Origin of the sequence: Kitasatospora sp. NPDC048286 (genome assembly GCF_043201735.1) — a bacterium.
In the GTDB taxonomy this organism is placed as follows: Bacteria; Actinomycetota; Actinomycetes; order Streptomycetales; family Streptomycetaceae; genus Kitasatospora.
On the sequence record NZ_JBICZE010000005.1, the window covers coordinates 166466 to 184473 of the forward strand.

Annotated in this window: 15 protein-coding genes and 1 tRNA gene; 2 read left to right on the forward strand and 14 right to left on the reverse strand. The window is 73.2% G+C overall.

The features are described 5' to 3' along the window. Window positions 1-36: 36 nt before the first annotated feature. From lysA to ACGF13_RS13355, 3 genes are all read right to left on the reverse strand, one after another. Complete coding sequence (gene lysA / locus ACGF13_RS13345; RefSeq protein WP_392873139.1) at window positions 37-1428, reverse strand: diaminopimelate decarboxylase; 1392 nt, start codon at window positions 1426-1428, stop codon at window positions 37-39. Between the two features lie 90 nt (window positions 1429-1518). Beyond that, the gene (argS, locus tag ACGF13_RS13350) at window positions 1519-3180 is read right to left on the reverse strand and encodes an arginine--tRNA ligase (RefSeq protein ID WP_392873142.1); all 1662 of its coding nucleotides are present in this window, start codon (window positions 3178-3180) and stop codon (window positions 1519-1521) included. 83 nt (window positions 3181-3263) lie between these two features. Continuing rightward, complete coding sequence (locus tag ACGF13_RS13355) at window positions 3264-3695, reverse strand: PleD family two-component system response regulator (RefSeq protein ID WP_392874207.1); 432 nt, start codon at window positions 3693-3695, stop codon at window positions 3264-3266. 186 nt (window positions 3696-3881) lie between these two features. Here ACGF13_RS13355 and ACGF13_RS13360 point away from each other — a divergent pair. After that, a tRNA-Arg gene (locus tag ACGF13_RS13360) sits at window positions 3882-3953 on the forward strand. A gap of 117 nt (window positions 3954-4070) precedes the next feature. Here ACGF13_RS13360 and ACGF13_RS13365 read toward each other — a convergent pair. The 4 genes from ACGF13_RS13365 to ACGF13_RS13380 form a co-directional block, all read right to left on the reverse strand. Beyond that, window positions 4071-5042: a trypsin-like serine peptidase gene (locus ACGF13_RS13365; RefSeq protein ID WP_392873145.1), complete on the reverse strand. Its 972-nt coding sequence runs from the start codon at window positions 5040-5042 to the stop codon at window positions 4071-4073. A 131-nt stretch (window positions 5043-5173) separates the two neighbouring features. Further along, a complete protein-coding gene (locus ACGF13_RS13370) occupies window positions 5174-6079 on the reverse strand; it encodes a carbohydrate kinase family protein (RefSeq protein WP_392873148.1) in 906 nt (301 codons plus the stop codon). A gap of 77 nt (window positions 6080-6156) precedes the next feature. Further along, entirely contained in the window at window positions 6157-7695 is a 1539-nt protein-coding gene (locus ACGF13_RS13375; protein WP_392873151.1) for an MFS transporter, read from the reverse strand. 223 nt (window positions 7696-7918) lie between these two features. Next, window positions 7919-9643: a DUF885 domain-containing protein gene (locus tag ACGF13_RS13380; RefSeq protein ID WP_392873154.1), complete on the reverse strand. Its 1725-nt coding sequence runs from the start codon at window positions 9641-9643 to the stop codon at window positions 7919-7921. A 119-nt stretch (window positions 9644-9762) separates the two neighbouring features. Here ACGF13_RS13380 and ACGF13_RS13385 point away from each other — a divergent pair, with 119 nt between their 5' ends. After that, on the forward strand, window positions 9763-10512 hold the full coding sequence (locus ACGF13_RS13385; protein ID WP_392873157.1) for a TetR/AcrR family transcriptional regulator: 750 nt from the start codon (window positions 9763-9765) through the stop codon (window positions 10510-10512). Between the two features lie 85 nt (window positions 10513-10597). Here the strand turns inward: ACGF13_RS13385 and ACGF13_RS13390 are convergent, their stop codons facing one another. From ACGF13_RS13390 to ACGF13_RS13420, 7 genes are all read right to left on the reverse strand, one after another. Then, the gene (locus ACGF13_RS13390; protein WP_392873160.1) at window positions 10598-11803 is read right to left on the reverse strand and encodes a serine/threonine-protein kinase; all 1206 of its coding nucleotides are present in this window, start codon (window positions 11801-11803) and stop codon (window positions 10598-10600) included. A 112-nt stretch (window positions 11804-11915) separates the two neighbouring features. Continuing rightward, complete coding sequence (locus tag ACGF13_RS13395; RefSeq protein WP_392873163.1) at window positions 11916-12902, reverse strand: ABC transporter substrate-binding protein; 987 nt, start codon at window positions 12900-12902, stop codon at window positions 11916-11918. Between the two features lie 52 nt (window positions 12903-12954). Then, complete coding sequence (locus ACGF13_RS13400) at window positions 12955-13707, reverse strand: amino acid ABC transporter ATP-binding protein (protein ID WP_392874210.1); 753 nt, start codon at window positions 13705-13707, stop codon at window positions 12955-12957. Window positions 13708-13745: 38 nt separating this feature from the next. Continuing rightward, window positions 13746-14738, reverse strand: coding sequence for an amino acid ABC transporter permease (locus ACGF13_RS13405; RefSeq protein WP_392873166.1), 993 nt, complete (start codon window positions 14736-14738; stop codon window positions 13746-13748). A 27-nt stretch (window positions 14739-14765) separates the two neighbouring features. Continuing rightward, window positions 14766-15716 (reverse strand): ABC transporter substrate-binding protein, encoded by a 951-nt coding sequence (locus tag ACGF13_RS13410; protein ID WP_392873169.1) that lies wholly within the window; start codon window positions 15714-15716, stop codon window positions 14766-14768. 10 nt (window positions 15717-15726) lie between these two features. After that, entirely contained in the window at window positions 15727-16245 is a 519-nt protein-coding gene (locus ACGF13_RS13415) for a GNAT family N-acetyltransferase (protein ID WP_392873171.1), read from the reverse strand. After that, complete coding sequence (locus tag ACGF13_RS13420; protein WP_392873174.1) at window positions 16242-17423, reverse strand: LLM class flavin-dependent oxidoreductase; 1182 nt, start codon at window positions 17421-17423, stop codon at window positions 16242-16244. Before ACGF13_RS13420 ends, ACGF13_RS13415 begins: the two co-directional genes overlap by 4 nt. Window positions 17424-18008 lie beyond the last annotated feature (585 nt).

The window sequence follows — 18008 nt, forward strand, 5'->3', positions numbered from 1 at the left end:
TCTACGGTCGTTCCATGATCTGAGACGAGGATTTCGTCATCCGATATCCAGACGCAGGAGATCCTCCTCCGTCTCGCGCCGGACGATCACCCGCGCCGCACCGTCCCTGACGGCGAGCACGGGGGGCTTGAGGGCGTGGTTGTAATTGCTCGCCATCGACCGGCAGTAGGCACCGGTGGCGGGCACCGCGATCAGGTCGCCCGGTGCCAGGTCGGCCGGCAGGAAGGCGTCCCGGACCACGATGTCGCCGGACTCGCAGTGCTTTCCGACCACCCGCACCAACATCGGCTCCGCGTCGCTGGTGCGCGACACCAGGGACACCGAGTACTCGGCGTCGTACAGCGCGGTGCGGATGTTGTCGGACATCCCGCCGTCCACGCTGACGTAGGTGCGCAGGCCCTCCAGCGGCTTGACGGTGCCGACCTCGTACAGCGTGAACGCCGTCGGGCCGACGATCGCCCGGCCCGGCTCCACGCTCAGCCGGGGGGCGTTCAGGTTCGCGGCGGCGCACTCGCGGCGGACGATCTCGGCCAGCGCGGCCGCGATCTCGGCCGGCTCGCGCGGGTCGTCCTCACTGGTGTAGGCGATGCCGAGGCCGCCGCCGAGGTCGATCTCGGGCAGCTCGACGCCGTGCTCGTCGCGGATCCCGGCCAGCAGGCCGACCACCCGGCGGGCGGCCACCTCGAAGCCGGCCATGTCGAAGATCTGCGAGCCGATGTGCGAGTGGATGCCGCGCAGCTCCAGGCTGTCGTGGCCGAGCACCCGGCGCACCGCCTCGGCGGCTGCCCCTCCGGTGAGGGACAGCCCGAACTTCTGGTCCTCGTGCGCGGTGGCGATGAACTCGTGGGTGTGCGCCTCGACGCCGACGGTGATCCGGATCAGCACCGGCTGGCGCACGCCCTGGCGGGCGGCGATCGCGGCCAGGCGCTCGATCTCCTCGTAGGAGTCGAGCACGATGTGCCCGACGCCGGTCTTCACGGCGTTCTCCAGCTCGTCCGCCGACTTGTTGTTGCCGTGCAGCGCGATCCGCTGCGGCGGCATCCCGGCGGCCAGCGCGACCGCCAGCTCGCCCGCGCTGCACACGTCGAGGTTGAGGCCCTCCTCGTGCAGCCAGCGCACGACCGCCTTGGAGAGGAACGCCTTGCCGGCGTAGTAGACGTCCGCGTCGGCGCCGAAGGCGTCCCGCCAGGCGCGCGCCCGGGAGCGGAAGTCCTCCTCGTCCAGCACGTAGGCGGGGGTGCCGAACTCGGCGGCCAGCCGCTTGACGTCGATGCCGCCGACGGTGGCCACACCCTCGGCGTCGCGGGCGACGGTGCGCGACCAGACCTTGGGGTCGAGCGCGTTCAGGTCGGCGGGCGGGGCCTGGTAGTGGCCCTCGGGCAGGACGTCGCCGTGGCGGGGGCCTGCGGGGTGTGCGGAACGGCTCATGGTGCTGGGTTCCTTCGAGACCTATGGCGAGGGGCGGCGACGGTCCCCGTTGACCGTCAGCCGCCCCCGCTGTGCGCTTGGGGGTGGTGCCTACATCCGCTCGGGCGCCGTCACGCCCAGGAGCGTGAGGCCGTTGGCGAGCACGGTGCGCGTCGCCTCGACCAGCCAGAGGCGGGCGCGGTGCGTGTCGGTGAGCTCCTCGTCGCCCTTGGGCAGGAACATGCAGTTCTCGTACAGGCGGTGGTATTTGCCCGCGAGCTCCTCCAGGTAGCGCGCGACCCGGTGCGGCTCGCGCAGCTCGCCGGCCGTGGCCAGCACCCGCGGGAACTCCGCGAGGTGACCGAGCACGTCGGACTCCCACTCGGTGGCCAGCAGCTCGGGCTTGAACTGCTCGGCCGTGCCCTTGTCCACGCCCAGCTCGGCGGCCTTGCGCGCCACGCCGCACATCCGGGTGTGGGCGTACTGGACGTAGAAGACCGGGTTCTCGGTGGTCTGGCTGGTCAGCAGGTTGATGTCCAGCGTGATCGTCGAGTCCGTGGAGGAGCGCGCCAGGGTGTAGCGGGCGGCGTCCACGCCGATCCACTCGACCACGTCGTCGATCGTGATGATGTTGCCGGCCCGCTTGGACATGCGGACCTCTTCGCCGTCGCGAAGCATCTTCACGAACTGGCCGATCTTCACCTCGATGTTGCGGTTCATGTCGTCGCCCGCGCAGGCCGAGATGGCCTTGAGGCGGTTGACGTAGCCGTGGTGGTCGGCGCCCAGCATGTAGAGCGCGACCTCGGCGCCGCGGTCCCGCTTGGACAGGTAGTACGCGGCGTCGGCGGCGAAGTAGGTCTTGTCGCCGTCGGCCTTGATCAGGACGCGGTCCTTGTCGTCGCCGAAGTCGGTGGTGCGCAGGAAGACCGCGCCCTCCTGCTCGAAGACGTGGCCCTGGTCGCGCAGCCGGTCGATGGCCTTCTCGACGGCACCGGAGTCGTGCAGCGTCTTCTCCGAGAACCACACGTCGAAGTGGGTGCCGAACTCGTCCATCGAGCGCTTGATCTCGGCGATCATGAGCTTGAGGCCCTCGGTGCGGAAGACCTGCAGCTGCTCGGCCTCGGGCAGGTCGAGCACGCCGGGGATCGCGTCGGTGAGCGACTTGGCGATGTCGACGATGTACTCGCCGACGTACCCGCCCTCGGGCACCTCGCGGCCGTTCGCGGCGGCCTGCAGCGAGGCGGCGAACTTGGTGATCTGCACACCGGCGTCGTTGAGGTAGTACTCGGTGGTGACGTCGGCGCCGGAGGCCCGCAGCACGCGCGCCAGCGAGTCGCCGACGGCGGCCCAGCGGACGCCGCCGATGTGGATCGGGCCGGTCGGGTTGGCGGAGACGAACTCCAGGTTGATCTTCAGGCCCCCCAGGGCCTCGTTACGGCCGTAGGCCTCGCCCGCCTCGACGATGGTGCGCGCCAGCGCACCGGCGGTGGCGGTGTCCAGGGTGATGTTCAGGAAGCCCGGACCGGCGATGTCGACCTTGGCGACGCCGGTGATCCCTCGCAGGCGCTCGACCAGCAGTTCGGCAACGGCTCGCGGCGGCTTGCCGGCCGCCTTGGCGAGCTGGAGGGCCACGTTGGTCGCGTAGTCGCCGTGGTCCCTGTTCTTGGGCCGGTCGACCGTCACGTGCTCGGGCACGGCGACGGCCAGCTCGCCCGCCTCGACGGCGGAGCTCACGGCGGCCTGGATTGCCTGGGAAAGGTCTGCGGGGGTCACGACGCCAAGCGTAGGCGAGACGGGGTGCCCGCCCGCCACTCGGTTTACCTGTCGGGACGCCGCCGCGCCGTCGTTACGGGGTCTCAGCCGTGATCGGTGCGTTCTGTTCGCTCAGGGCGAACTGCGTCGGGCGGTCCGCCCGGCTGTCCCGCGAGCCGCATCAGCCGCCGGACCAGGGCCACCAGGTCGGCCGGGTCGAAGGGCTTGCCGAGATAGCCGTCCACCCCGACCGTCTCCCCCAGGTCGAGGTCCGCCGGGGTGCAGGCACTCACGATCGCGATCGGCAGCCGGCAGGTGTCCGGGGTGGCGCGCAGCCGGGCCGCCGTCCGCAGGCCGTCCAGTCGCGGCATCACCACGTCCAGCGTGACCACGTCGGGCTGCACCCGGCGGATGACCTCCAGGCACTCGGCGCCGTCGGCGGCGGTCACCACCTCGAAGCCCTCGAGCTCCAGGTTGACCCTGATCAGCTGGCGGATCACCTCGCTGTCGTCCACCACGAGGACCCGCCCGGACACTCCCGACACCTCACCGAGGGTATCGGCGGGCCCGCCGCCCCGTCCGGCCTTTGGGCACTTCCGCCCCCGCCCGGCGGCGGCGCCGGCGACGCCCGGACGATCTTCCGGGAAACCCGTGCACGGACCACGTCCGAAGCCTGGTAGTGTTCTCCACGTTGGAAGCGCGAGCGACCGACAGGCCAACAGGCCCCCGTAGCTCAGGGGATAGAGCACCGCCCTCCGGAGGCGGGTGCGTAGGTTCGAATCCTACCGGGGGCACTCACGCAGCGATTGCAAGAGTGTAACCAAGGCCCAGTTCAGTGGAGTTGATCCACCGACCTGGGCCTTCGTCGTGTTTCCGGGCCCGTCCGGCCGGCCCGGGACGGGCCCGTGGGCTCAGGAGGCGGCCGCCTCGGCCTGGGCGTACAGCTCGGCGATGGTGTGGTCGAAGTAGGCGCTGTACGAGATGTCGTCGGTGTCGCCGCCCTGCTGGTAGCCGCCGATCGCGCCGACCACGTCGCCCGTGGCGGTGTCGATCCAGGGGCCGCCGCTGGTGCCGGACGGGTAGGCCGGGCAGTGCACGACCCGCTGGGAGGCGCTCTGCTGCGCGGTGGCGTTGGTGCACAGGACCGGCTCCTCGGAGTCGGCGGGGTAGCCGTAGAGGCGGACGGTCGCGTCGAAGGGCTCGTCGGCGCCCAGCCGGTTGCCGCCGACCACGTCCTCGACCTTGCGGCCGTTGCTGGGGGCGGTCTCCAGGATCGCGAAGTCCTCGGCCACGTCGCCCTTCCGGGACCAGTCGGCGGTGGTGTGGATCGCCGTCACCTGCCAGGTGCCGTACGGGGCGGAGCCGTCGCGGTAGCCGGGGGCGAAGGTGACGCCGTCGGTGCTGCTGAGGCAGTGCGCCGCGGTCAGCAGCAGGTTGCCGGTGGGACTGTGCAGCACGCTGGCGGTGCAGAAGTGGTCGCCGGCCTCCGGGGCGCCGCTGAACAGCGCGCCGACGGTCTCGGACTCGCGGTCGCCGGTCGGGGCCGAGCGGGTGGTGCCGAGGGCGACGTCCGGGGTGGGGGTGGCCGTCGCGGGAACGGGGTCGGCCGTCGCGGGGGCGGCCGCCGGGGCGGCGTCCGAGGAGGGCGCCGGGGCCGCGACCGGGGCGGGCGGGGCGGAGGCCGCCGGGTCGGTGGCCGGGGGCGGCGCGGCGGCGGCCCGGGTGCTGCGGGCCGCCTTCCCGGCGGCCGTCGTGTCGGACAGGTCCAGCCCGTGCGTCCCGGTCAGCACGACGGCGATCACCACCGCGGACAGCGCGGTGAACAGGGACGGGACCAGCAGTCCGCGGCGGCGGCGCGACGTCTGGCGGCGGTGCTTGCCCATGCCTGTTTCTCCTGCCGGGGCGATCGGGGGGCGGCCTTCGACCAACGACTATGGCGCCTCAGCCTGGTAGCGATGTGACGGGCTCCTGGGAGCTCGATGAGAAACCCGTCGACCGCCCGCGCCCCCCGGTGTCAGGATCCGGCGAGCACCGCGTCCAGTTCGTCGGCTCCGACGAAGGCGGTGTGCGTCCCGGCGGCGGTGCAGGCGAAGGCCCCGGCCACCGTACCGGCCCGGGCGCAGTCCAGCGGCGAGCGACTCCGGAACCACGCGTACAGGAATCCCGACACGAAGGCGTCGCCGGCGCCGTTGCTGTCCACCACCGGGCGGCCCGGGTCGACGGCGGGCAGGTGGCGCGGCGCGGGGTCGTCCCGGGTGAGCAGGTGGCAGCCCTCGGCGCCGGCGGTGGCGACGACCACCTGTGCGCGTCCTTCGGCGAGGATCGCCCGCATCACCTCCTCGTGCCGGCCGCGGCAGCCTGCCACCGAGAGGAAGACCAGGTCGGAGCCGAGCGCGTAGTCGCGGCGGTACGGGTCGACGCCGTCCCAGTCGTGCAGGTCGGTGGAGGTGGTGCGGCCGAGGCGGCGCAGGTCGCCGTACATGTCCCGGTTGACGCCGGTGATGGACAGGTGGACGTGCCGGCTGCGCTCGGCGTACGGCAGGTAGAGGTCGCGCGGCAGCCGCAGGTCGGCGGGGTGGCGGCCGTCGAAGAAGGAGAACCGGCGGCCGTCCGCGTCCACCAGGTTGACCCCGCGCGGGGTGCCGTGCGGGCTCACCAGGTGGGCGAAGTGCAGGCCGTGGCGCGCGTAGTGGGCGCGGATCAGGTCGCCCTGGGCGTCGTCGCCGAGGAAGTCGACGAACGCGGTGCGCAGTCCGAGGTGGTGGGCGCCGAGGGCGACCCCGTTGCCGGTGTGGCCGACGTAGTCCCGCACCGGTTCGACGAGTTGCGAGTCGCCGGGCGGGATCTCCAGCCGCTCGACCCGGACGATGGTGTCCACCCCGGCGCCGCCGACGACGAGCAGGTCGAACTCGGGCAGCATGGCGCCTCCTTGGTCCCTGAACGGTGCCAGGAGTCAAGCAGGCGCCGGAGGTTGACTGCAAGACCTTGCTGCAAATTTCAGTCGATCGGTGGTCCGTCCACCACGTGCGCCGTGGACGCCGCCTCCGCCGCCTCCGCCTGCGCACCGACCGGGACGACGGTGGCCTCGCCGGGCGTCGGCCGGTGGTCGATCATCAGCACCGCGACCAGCGCGGCCGCCAGCAGGACGCCCATCGCCACCCAGGTCGCGACCACGTAGCCGTGCACGGCGCCCTGGGCCCGCACCGCCGGGTCGGAGGCGATCCGGGTGGCCAGGAAGCTCGCGGTGGCGCTCGCGGCGACCGTGTTCAGCAGCGCGGTGCCGACCGAACCGCCCACCTGCTGAGCCGAGTTGAGGGTGGCCGCGGCCGCGCCGGCCTCGTTCGGGGCGACCCCGAGGGTGGCCAGGCTCATCGCCGGCGTGAACACCAGGCCCATGCCGACGCCGATCAGCAGCTCGGCCGGCAGCACCAGACCGGCCCACGGGCTGTCCACCCGCATCCGGGTCAGCCAGGCCATGCCACTCGCGGCCAGCAGCAGCCCGGGGCCGACCAGGACCCGGGTCGGCACCCTGGTCATCATCCGGGCCGCGAAGCCCGTCGAACTCAGCACGATGGCGACCGTCATGGGCAGGAAGGACAGCCCGGACACGATCGGCGAGAAGTGCTTGATGGCCTGGAGGTAGTAGGTCAGGAACAGGAACGTGCCGAACATGCCGACCATCGCCAGGCCCACCGAGAGCGCGCCGCCGCCGCGGTTGCGGTCGGCGACGATGTGCACCGGCAGCAGCGGGTGCGCGGTGCGCCGCTCGACCAGGACGAACGCCGCGAGCAGCAGCACACCCAGGGCCAGCGCACCGATCACCAGACCGTCGCGCCAGCCCCTGGTCACGGCCTCGGAGGTGCCGTAGACGATCGCCAGCAGGCCGCCGCAGCCGAGCAGCGCCCCGGGCAGGTCCAGCGGCATCCGGCGGCCCTTCTCCACGTGGTCGCGCTTCAGCAGGTCGAACGCCGCGAAGGCGACGACGACGGCGATCGGCACGTTCACGAACAGGCACCAGCGCCAGTCCAGGTACTCGGTCAGCAGACCGCCCGCGATGAAGCCGATCGCGGAGCCGCCGCCGGCGATCGCGCCGAAGACGCCGAAGGCCGTACTGCGTTCGCGCGGATCGGAGAAGGTGGTGGAGAGCAGCCCCAGCGTGGAGGGCGCGAGCAGGGCGGCGAACGCGCCCTGGAGGGCACGGGCGCCGAAGAGCATGGCGGGGCCGACCGCCGCGCCGCCGAGGGCGGAGGCGAGGGCGAAGCCCAGCAGGCCGACGGTGAAGACGCGCTTGCGGCCGAAGAGGTCGCCCAGCCGGCCGCCGAGCAGCAGCAGACCGCCGAAGGCGAGCGTGTAGGCGGTGATCACCCACTGCCGGTCGGCGTCCGAGATGCCCAGCTCCCGCTGGGCGGACGGCAGTGCGATGTTCACGATGGTGACGTCGAGCACGATCATGAGCTGGGCGGTGGCGATGACGGCCAGCGCCCACCAGCGGCGACGGTCCGCGTCCTCATGACCGGTGACGGTTTGCGCAGTCACAGGCCGAGCCTTCCGGTGTGGGGGCGGAGGGGTCACACATTCGCCTTCCAGCCAAACTCCGGTCGGGACGGAGCGCAAGGAAAAACCTCACCAAACCGGACCTTTGGGACAAAAGAACCAGGCCCCCGGGACTCCGGACCGAGTCCCGGGGGCCTGGTTCCCCCGATCGCGGCTACCGCGTGCGCCCCGGCCCGCTCAGCGCATCGTCACCGGGGCGCGGCCGTCACAGCGCCGACAGCTCCTCGACCAGGTCGTCCAGCCCCAGCGAACCCTGCGAGAGCGCCGCCATGTGCCAGGCCTTGAGGTCGAACTCCTCGCCCCGCGCCTCGTGCGCCGCCTTCGCCGCCGCCCGCCCCCGCAGCCAGGCGCGCTCACCGAGCTTGTAGCCGATCGCCTGGCCGGGCAGGCCCAGGTAGCGGACCAGCTCGCTGTCCAGGAACTCGGCGGACAGGCCGCAGTACAGGCCGAAGAACTCCCGGGCGTGCTCGGGGCCGACCGGCTCGCCCGGCCGGTACGGGGAGTCCGCCGGGAAGTCCATGCCCACGTGCATGCCGATGTCGACGATGACCCGCAGCGCGCGCATCATCTGCGCGTTGAGGTAGCCCAGGCGGTGGCCCGGGTCGGTGAGGTAGCCGAGCTCGTCCATCAGGCGCTCGGCGTACAGCGCCCAGCCCTCCAGGTTGGCGCTGACCCCGCCGAGGCTCACCTGGTAGGTGGAGAGCCGGTCGGCGACGTAGTTCCACTGCGCGAGCTGGAGGTGGTGGCCCGGCACGCCCTCGTGGTACCAGGTGGAGACCAGGTCCCAGACCGGGAAGCGGTCCCGGCCGACCAGCGGCAGCCAGGTCCGCCCCGGGCGGCTGAAGTCCAGCGAGGGCGCGGTGTAGTACGGCGCGGCGGCGCTGCCGGCCGGCGCGATCCTCGACTCGACCCGGGTGACCGGCTCGGCCAGGTCGAAGTGGGTGCCCTGGAGGTCCCCGATGGCCTGGTCCATCAGGCCCTGGAGGTACTCCCGGGCGGCCTCGGCGCCCTCGATGGCCGGGCCGTCGGACTCCAGCCACTGCATCGCCGCCAGCGGGCCCGCGCCCGGCAGGACCTTCTCGGCCTCGACCTCCATCTGCGCCAGCAGGTCGTGGAACTCGCTCCACGCCCAGGCGTAGGCCTCGTCCAGGTCCAGGTCGGCACCGGTCCAGTAGCGCACCCAGCGGGCGTAACGCTCCCGGCCCGCGGTGTCCGGGGCGCCGGCCACGGCCGGGCCGTACACGTCGCGCAGCCAGTCGCGCAGCTCGGCCAGCGCGTCGGCGGCGGCCACCGCGTGCTTCGACAGCTCGGGCCGCAGCGACTCCGGCGCAGCCGAGACGAACTGGCCGAACCACGCACCGGGAACCCGCTCCTCGGCGGGCGTGTCCTCGCCCAGCCACTCCGCGAACTGCCCGAGCACCGTGGCCACCTGGCGCGGGCCGGACAGCAGCCCGCGCTCGACGCCCTCGGCCAGCGTCCGCCGGTACTGCTCGAACGCCACCGGGATCCTCGCCAGGCGGCGGCCGATCACCTGCCACTCGGCCTCGGTGTCGGTGCCCATCAGCGTGAAGGACTCCCGCAGGTCGTGCACCGGGGAGCCGAGATTGCGCAGCGAGCGGAAGCTCTCCCCCGCGTCGTGGACGGCGAGTTCGGCGGACAGCCGCTCGCGCAGCAGCCGGGCGCAGCGGCGCTCCGCCTCGTCGTCGGCGGCACCGGCCCGCTCGGCCTCGTCGAGCTTCGCCAGGGTGCGGCGGGCGAGGTCGGCAACGGCCTCGGGGCCGGCCGGGGAGAGGTCGGGCAGCCGGTCGTCGTCGAGGTTGAGGCCGAGGTAGACCGCGGTCAGCGGGTCGAGGTCGGCCAGTTCGCGGACGTGGTCGTCGGCGATGCGGCGGGGGGTGGCGCCGTCGGCGGTGATCAGTTCTTCAGGCATTCCGCCATCATTGCGTGGCGCCGCTGCTTTGCAACCCCTTTGCGAGCGGGGTTCGTCCGCGAAAATCCGTTCGGCCCGACAGGATCGGATCGGCCCGACGCCGATTACGCTTGGCCGCCATGGAAGCCAGCCCCACTTCGGCAGGTCAGGCGCCCGTTCCGGCCGCGTCCGAGCCGCGTCCGCGCCGCACCGGCTACCGGCGGTTGCCGGTCCAGCAGCGGCGCGAGCAGCTGATCGCGGTCGCCCTGGAGCTGTTCGCCTCCCGGCCGCCCGAGGAGGTCGGCCTGGACGACGTCGCCGAGGCCGCCGGGGCCTCCCGCCCGCTGGTGTACCGCTACTTCGCGGGCGGCAAGCAGCAGTTGTACGAGGCCGCGCTGCGCACCGCGGCGGACGAGCTGACCAGCCGCTTCGCGGTACGGGTGAGCGGGACGCCGTCCGAACAGCTGTCGACGGTGCTGGACGGCTACTTCGCCTTCGTCGCCGAGCACGACGCGGGCTACTCGGCGCTGCTGCGCGGCGGTTCGGTGGTGGAGACGGCCCGCACCTCGGCGATCGTGGACGACGTCCGGCGGGCGGCGCTGCGCCGGACGCTGCGCCACCTGGGCGTGCGGGAGGCCGGTCCGCGGCTGACGCTGCTGGTGCGCTCCTGGATCGCAGTGGTCGAGGGGGCGTCGCTGAGCTGGCTGGACGAGGGCCGCGCACTGCCGGTGGCGGAGCTGCGCGACTGGCTGGTGGACCAGTTCACCGCGATGGCGGCGGCGACGGCGCTGCACGACCCGCAGACGGCCGAGGTGCTGGCGGGGGTGCTGGCGCTGGAGGGGCCGCGGCCGGAGCGGGCGGAGCGGCTGCGGGCGGTGCTGGGCGGCTGAGCGAGGCCCCCGACCCCGTGCCGGGGGTCGGGGCGACCCTCGCCGTCCCGCCGGGCGGAATCCGCCCGGCGGGCACCGGCCCCGGTCACCCGCCGAGCAGCGCCCCCAGGCTCGCCGCCTCGCCGGCCCGCGGCCGGCCCGGTCCCGACCGCGCAACCTCCCGCTGCCAGTGCGCGAGGTCGCGCCGCGCGTCCGCCCGGGCCTCCGGGGTGGCGCCGGGCGCCCGGGTCAGCTCGTCCAGCAGGTCGACGGCGGCGCCCGGGCTGCCGTCCGCGGCCAGCCAGAGGGCCAGGTCGTGGCAGGTGCGCAGGGTGCGCGGGTCCTCCGGGCCGCAGATCCGGGCGAAGGCGGGGACGAGCGCGGTGAGGATCTCCACCGCCTCCGCCGTCTCGCCGGCCTCGCCGTGCCGCCAGGCCCGGTCGGCCCGCCGGCGCAGCTGCTCCGGGCTGGGATCCTCCGGGCGCAGCATCCCGGGCTGGATGCCGCGCAGCCGCTCCAGCACCTCGGCGGCGCCGGCCGGCCGCTGTTCGGGCCGCTTGGCGAGCAGCTCGGCGATCAGCCCGGCCAGTGCCGGGTCCTTGCCGCGTACCCGGGGCGGGACCTCCTCCAGGTGCTTGTACATGTACTCGGCGGCCGAGGCGGCGCGGAACGGGCGCGCGCCGGTGCAGGCCTCGTACAGCATGATGCCGAGGGCGTAGAGGTCGGCCCGGCCGTCCACCGTGCCGCCGGACCAGCACTCGGGGGCCAGGTACGGGACGGTGCCGACCACGTTGCCGGTGGAGGTGAGCCGGACGGTCTGGGTGACCAGTCGGGCGATGCCGAAGTCCAGGACCTTGGCCCGCTCCCCCTCCCGCGCGATCATCACGTTCTCGGGCTTGATGTCCCGGTGGACGATCCCCGAGCGGTGCGCGGCGTCCAGCGCCTTGCACACGTGCCGCATCCAGCGCAGCGCCTGCTTGTGGTCCGGCGGGCCGGCCTTGAGCACCTCGGACAGCGCCCGGCCGCGGACCAGCTCCATGACCAGGTACGGGATCTTCCCGGAGCCGGTCTCGGTCCACCCGTAGTCGTACACCGTCACGATGTGCGGATTGTTGAGGCCGCCGGCCGTCCGGGCCTCGCGGACGAAGCGGCTGACCGCCTCCCGGTCGGTGGCGTGCTCGGCGAGCAGCACCTTGACCGCGACCTCCCGGTCGATGGTGGTGTCGGTCGCCCGCCAGACCACGCCGAAACCGCCCCTGCCCAGCTGCTGCTCCAGCCGGAAGCGACCGCCGAGCACCTCGCCCTTCTCCATGCCCTCCCCCAACTCGACCGCGCCCGCCCGGCGTTCGCCGTCGGAGGGGTCACCATAGCGGCGGGTGGGGACGAACGGGTGAACGACCGCGGGCCGGTGTGCCCGGATCCCGCTACGGCTTGGGCCTGGGCAGGCCGGGCGGGTTGATCTCGGACTTCCGCACCGCCTCGCCGTCCAGGCCCCAGCGCTTGAGCACCTGCCCGTACGTGCCGTTCGCGATCACCTCGTCGATCGCCCCGTTCAGCGCCCTGACCAGCCCGTTGTCCTTCCGGGTGGTCGCCGCGATCTTGCCGAGGACGTCCGCGCCGCCGCCCGAGTAGGTGCCGACGACCTCGGTCTCGCCGGTCTGCACGGCGTGGAAGGCCAGGCTGGGGTTGGGGCCGCTGTAGGCCTCGATCCGGCCGGAGGCGAGCGCCAGGTAGTACTCGGTGCCCTGGAAGTACTTGATGTCGATCGGCTTGAGGCCGTTCCTGACGTTCTCCTCGCTCCAGGAGATCAGCAGCTTCTCCTGGTTGGTGCCGGTGGCGACGCCGACCGACCTGCCGGCGAGGTCCTTGGGGCCGGTGACCTTGAGGCCGCTGCCCTTCTTCGCCTCGAAGCCCAGGACGTCCAGCCGGTAGGTGGCGAAGTCGTACTTCTCCTTGCGCTCCTCGGTGACGGTGATGTTGGAGACGCCCACGTCGTACTTGCCGCTGTCCAGGCCGACGAAGATGTTCTCCCAGGAGACCGTGTCGTACGCGACCTTGAGGCCCAGCACGTCGCCGATCAGCGAGGCGAGGTCCGGCTCGACGCCGATGATCGTCTTGTCGTCGTCGGCGTAGAAGCCCAGCGGCGGGGTGCTGCCGACCGAGCCGACGACGGCCAGCGTCCCCTTCTTCCTGATCTCCTCCGGGACGAGCGCGGCGATCGCGTCGACCTTGGGGGTGGTGACCCGGTTCTGGTTCGGCGACAGGTTCACCACCGTGCCGTTCGGCGCGGTGCTGCCCTTGGCCGGGGCGGGACCCGCCGCGCCGGTGGCGCTGCCGCCGCAGCCGGTCAGGGCGAGGGCGGCGGCGAGCGCGCCGGCGGCGGCCACCAGGGCGCGACGGGGTAGGGACATGGCGGAACTCCTGTTCGGTGAAAGGGGATCGGTGAGAGAGAGGGAGGGAGGGTCAGAGGACCTTGGCCAGGAAGGCCCGGGTGCGCTCGTGCCGCGGCCGGTCCAGGACCTCGGCGGGCGGGCCCTGCTCGACCACCACACCGCCGTCCATGAAGACCACGGTGTCGGCGACCTCGCGGGCGAAGCCGATCTCGTGGGTGACCACGATCATCGTGGTGCCGCCGCGGGCCAGGTCCTTGATGACGTCCAGCACCTCGCCGACCAGCTCCGGGTCGAGCGCCGAGGTCGGCTCGTCGAACAGCAGCACCTTCGGCTCCAGCGCCAGCGCCCGGGCGATCGCCACCCGCTGCTGCTGCCCGCCGGACAGCTGCCGGGGGTAGGCGGCGGCCTTGTCGACCAGCCCGACCCGCTCCAGCAGCGCCAGCGCCGTCGCCCTGGCCTCGGCCCTGGGGCGGCGCAGCGCGGCGACCGGCGCCTCGACCAGGTTCTCCAGCACGGTGAGGTGCGGGAACAGGTTGAAGTTCTGGAACACGAAGCCGATGCCGGTGCGCTGGCGCAGCACCTCGCGCTCCCTGAGCTCGTACAGCCGGTCGCCGGAGCGCCGGTAGCCGATCAGCTCGCCGTCGATGGCGACGTGGCCGCGGTCGAGCTTCTCCAGGTGGTTGATCGCGCGCAGCAGGGTGGACTTGCCGGAGCCGGACGGGCCGAGCACCACGGTCACCGAGCCGGCCGGGACGTCCAGGTCGACCCCGCGCAGCACCTCCAGCCGGCCGAAGCTCTTGTGCAGGCCGCGGACCTGCACCATCGGGGCGGCCGGGGCCGGGGCGGGCTTCGTCAGGGCGGTCACGACTGTCCTCCGGAGGTACGGGCGGCGGCGGGCCGGGTGCGGTCGGGCAGGCTCCGGGCGAAGGCCCGGACGCGCTGCCACGGGGTGGGCGGCGGGGTGCGTTCGGCGCCGCGGGCGAAGTGGCGCTCGACGTAGTACTGGCCGATCGAGAGCACGGTGGTCAGCAGCACGTACCAGACGGTGGCGACCATCAGCAGCGGCACCACCCGGCCGGTGCGGCCGTAGATGACCTGCGCCTGGTAGAAGAGCTCGCCGATGGCCATCACGTAGACCACCGAGGTGCCCTTGAGCAGGGAGATCACCTCGTTGGCGGCGGCCGGCAGGATGCCCCGCATGGCCTGCGGCAGCACGATCCGCCACCCCTGGCGCCAGCGCGGGATGCCGAGCGCGGCGGCGGCCTCCCGCTGGCCGGCGTCCACCGCGATGATGCCGCCGCGGATGATCTCGGCGGCGAACGCGGCCTGGTGCAGCCCGAGGCCGAGCACCGCCGCGCCGAGCGCGCCGAGCACCCCGACCGTCTCCACGTCGCCGAAGGTCGGGCCGAACGGGATGCCGATCCCGAACCGCTTGTACAGGTAGGAGAGGTTGAACCAGAACACCAGCTGGACGATCAGCGGGATCGAGCGGAACACCCACACGTAGGCCCAGGCGACGGACCGCAGGATCGCGCTGCGGGACAGCCGCATCGCGGCCACCACGGTGCCCAGCAGGAAGCCCAGCACCGTGCCGTAGGCGGTGAGTTCGAGGGTCCGCCCGATCGCCCGGAGGATGGTGTCGGCGGTGAAGTAGAGCCGGAAGGTGGCCCAGTCCCAGCCGGGGTTGGTGGCCAGGCCGTGGGCGAACTGGGCGAGCACGACCAGCGCGGCGATCCCGAGGGCCCAGCGCCAGGGGTGCCGGGCCGGGACGGTCCGCAGGCCGGCCAGTTCGTCGAGGTCGGGGGCGGCCGCCGGCCTCGGCGGGGCGGGCGGTGCTTCGGTGCTGACGGTCATCGGAGGTCTCCTCGGACGGGACGGCGCTCAGGCGTGCTCGGGCGGGCTGATCCGCGATTCCGTGATCGCCGACTCGGTGACCCCCCACTTGCGCAGGATCCGCTCGTACGTCCCGTCCTTGATCAGCTGGTTGACCGCCGCCTGCAGCGCCGGAGCGAGCTTCGAGCCCTTCTTCAGGGCGAAGCCGACGTCGAGGCGGTGGAACTCGCCGAGGAAGCGGGTGCCGGAGGCCTCCTGGGCGGCCTGGTGGCGCAGGCCGTTGATGGTGGACATCTCGACGTCCACCCGGCCCTGCTGGAGGCCGGTCAGCAGGGCGCCGCTCTCGCTGAACGCCTTGACCTCGTACGGCTTCTTCCCGGCGTCGGCGCAGACGCCGCGCCGGCTGTTGAGGGTGGTCTCGAAGGTGGTGCCGGCGCCGGTGCCGACGGTCAGTCCGCACAGCTGGACCAGGTCGGTGACCGGCTGGATCGCGGTGTTGTCCTTGCGCACCGCGAAGCCCTGGCCGTCGTCGATGTAGGTGACGAAGTCGATGGTCTTCAGCCGGGCCGTGGTGACCCCGAAGTTGCCGGTGCCGACGTCGTACTTCCCGCTGTCCAGGGCGGGCAGGATGGTCTCGAAGGCGGCCTCCTCGCGCTGCACGGTCAGGCCGAGCAGCCGGGCGACGGCGTCGGTGAGGTCCACGTCGATCCCGGCGGGCTTCTTGGTGACCTGGTCGAGGTGGAAGGCGCTGGGCGGCGTGCCGAAGGACGAGCCGAACTTCAGCGTGCCGGCCCTGCGGACCTCCTCGGGCAGCAGCGCGGCGGCGGCGTCCGACCTGGTGAGGCCGGAGACGAGGTCCTCGGTGGCGGCGGACGGGCCGCCCGCCACCGCCGCGCCCGCGATCTTCGGGTCCGAGCCGCAGGCGGCCAGGGTCAGGGCCAGGACCGGCAGCAGGGCGGTGGTCGCGAGCAGGCGGCGGCGGGCGGTGCTGGTTCTCACGGGGGGCCTCTCAGGAGGTCGGGGCCAGGACGGGCGGCTGCGCCGCGCCGGCGGGCAGCCGCTTCTCGAAGGGAAGCGGGCCGATGGTCAGGGGGTCGGCCGAGACGTCGAACAGCGGGGCGTAGCCGGCCGCCAGGTAGAGGTTCATGGCCTCGGGCTGGCGCGGCCCGGTGGTCAGGTGGATCCGGGTGTAGCCGACCGCGGCAGCCGTCCGCTCCAGCTCGGCCAGCACCCGGCGGGCCAGGCCCCGGCGGCGGTGCGCGGAGTGCGTCCACATCCGCTTCACCTCGGCGGTGTGCTCGTCGTAGCGCTTGTACGCGCCGCCGGCCACCGGCTCGCCGTCCTCCAGCAGGAGCAGCAGCACGCCGTGCGGCTCGGCGAAGGCCTCGGCCGGGTAGCGGGTCATCTCCTCGCGGCCCTCGGGGCCGTACCGGGTGACGTACTCGTGGGTGAGCTCGCGCAGCAGCGGCTCGACCAGCGGGTCGTCGATGGCGGCCCGGCGGAACCCGGAGCGGGCGGCCGCGCTCACGCCTGCGCCGCGATCAGCTGGTGGCGGTCGCGCTCGGCGCGCTCGGCCGCGGCGGCGTCCCGCTTGGCGACCTCCTCGCGGACGATCGGGATGACGTACCGGCCGAAGTCGATCGCGTCGTCCAGCAGGTCGTAGCCGCGCGCGGAGAGGATGTCCACGCCGAGGTCGTAGTAGTCGAGCAGTGCCTGGGCGACCGTCTCCGGGGTGCCGACCAGGGCGTTGGAGTTGCCCGCCCCGCCGGTGGCGGCGGCCGTCGGGGTCCACAGCGCGCGGTCGTAGCGCTCGCCGGCCTCGGCGATCTCCAGCAGCCGCCGGGAGCCGACGTTTTCGGGTGTCACAGCCTCGGGTGTCACGGCCCCGGGCGTCCCGGCGTCGGGCGCCGCGGTGCCCGGAGCCCCCGGCCGGCCGGAGCCCCGGCGGGCCCTGATCGCGGCCACCGTCCGGTGCGCCTTCTCCCAGGCCAGCTCCTCGGTCGGCGCGATGATCGGCCGGAACGCCACCTGGATCCGCGGCACGTCGGTGCGCCCGGCCGCCCGCGCCGCCTCCTTCACCCGCTCGATCTGCTCGGCGGTGCGGGCCAGCGGCTCGCCCCAGAGGCAGTAGATGTCCGCCTCGGCGCCGCCGGCCGCGTAGGCCGCGTCCGAGGAGCCGCCGAAGGAGACCGCCGGGCGCGGCTGCTGGACGGGGAAGACGTCCGAGACGAAGTCGTTGAAGCGGTAGTGCGGGCCCTCGTGGTCGAAGGGCTCCCGGCTGGTCCAGGCCTTCTTGACGATGCCGATGTACTCGCGGGTGCGCTCGTAGCGCTGGTCCTTGGTCAGGAAGTCGCCCTCGCGCTGCTGCTCGTGGTCGTTGCCGCCGGTGATGAAGTGCACGGCCAGTCGGCCGTCGCTGATCCGGTCGAGGGTCGCGAAGGTCTTGGCCGCGAAGGTCGGGTAGGAGACGTTCGGCCGGTGCGCGAGCAGGATCTGCAGGCGCTCCAGGTGCGAGGCGAGGTAGGCCGCCGCGGCGGCCGGCTCCGGGGTGCCGGCCCCGTACGCGAAGAGCACCCGGTCCCAGCCGTGGTCCTCGTGCGCCCGGGCCAGCCGCAGGGTGTAGTCGCGGTCGAAGGCGGCGGTGGTGCGGGCGGTGGTCTCCGAACCGTCGCCGGTGGCGGCGATGCCGAGGAATTCGACGGGCATGGCGGAACCTTTCGGGTGGGCGGAAGCCCGTCGGGCCGCGGGCAGGCTGCGGGCGGGCCGCAAGCGGGCTGCGGGTGGACGGACCGGAGGCGGCCGCGGCGGGGCGACCGTCGGACGGGTGACGGGTGACGGGTGACGGCGTACGGGAGGGACTGCCGGAGTGCGGGAGAGCCGGAGCGCAGTGCGAAGTCGTCGGCGACAGCGAGGGTTTGACGCGTCGTCGGTCACCGACGACGGATCCGGGCCACGACGGGGCGAGCCGAGGGAGGGCACCCCACCGGGAGTTCAGGCCGGACGGACGGCCCGCTGCCAGGTCAGCCGCGACACGCCGCGGACCACACCCGACCGAAGTCGATGTGGTCGCGGCTGACCAGGGGCTGCTCGACGTACATGGCCTCAAGTTGAGCAGTCGGCCGATCGGTCCGTCAACCGTCCATCATTGCCGCACTGTTGCGATCTCCTGTCACTTCTCCGACACGCCCCGGACCGGCCCTCCCGCGCCCCGATCACCCTTGACAGCCGTCGATCGCGCATGCGTACGATCGGCGCGGAGTGCAGTGCCATGCGCCGGCCGTGTTGAGGGAC

Coding starts and splice junctions, on each gene's coding strand:
- lysA (WP_392873139.1), bottom strand. CDS start 1,428: ATGAGCCGTTCCGCACACCCCGCAGGCCCCCGCCACGGCGACGTCCTG.
- ACGF13_RS13365 (WP_392873145.1), bottom strand. CDS start 5,042: ATGGGCAAGCACCGCCGCCAGACGTCGCGCCGCCGCCGCGGACTGCTG.
- ACGF13_RS13370 (WP_392873148.1), bottom strand. CDS start 6,079: ATGCTGCCCGAGTTCGACCTGCTCGTCGTCGGCGGCGCCGGGGTGGAC.
- ACGF13_RS13380 (WP_392873154.1), bottom strand. CDS start 9,643: ATGCCTGAAGAACTGATCACCGCCGACGGCGCCACCCCCCGCCGCATC.
- ACGF13_RS13385 (WP_392873157.1), top strand. CDS start 9,763: ATGGAAGCCAGCCCCACTTCGGCAGGTCAGGCGCCCGTTCCGGCCGCG.
- ACGF13_RS13390 (WP_392873160.1), bottom strand. CDS start 11,803: ATGGAGAAGGGCGAGGTGCTCGGCGGTCGCTTCCGGCTGGAGCAGCAG.
- ACGF13_RS13395 (WP_392873163.1), bottom strand. CDS start 12,902: ATGTCCCTACCCCGTCGCGCCCTGGTGGCCGCCGCCGGCGCGCTCGCC.
- ACGF13_RS13400 (WP_392874210.1), bottom strand. CDS start 13,707: ATGGTGCAGGTCCGCGGCCTGCACAAGAGCTTCGGCCGGCTGGAGGTG.
- ACGF13_RS13405 (WP_392873166.1), bottom strand. CDS start 14,738: ATGACCGTCAGCACCGAAGCACCGCCCGCCCCGCCGAGGCCGGCGGCC.
- ACGF13_RS13420 (WP_392873174.1), bottom strand. CDS start 17,423: ATGCCCGTCGAATTCCTCGGCATCGCCGCCACCGGCGACGGTTCGGAG.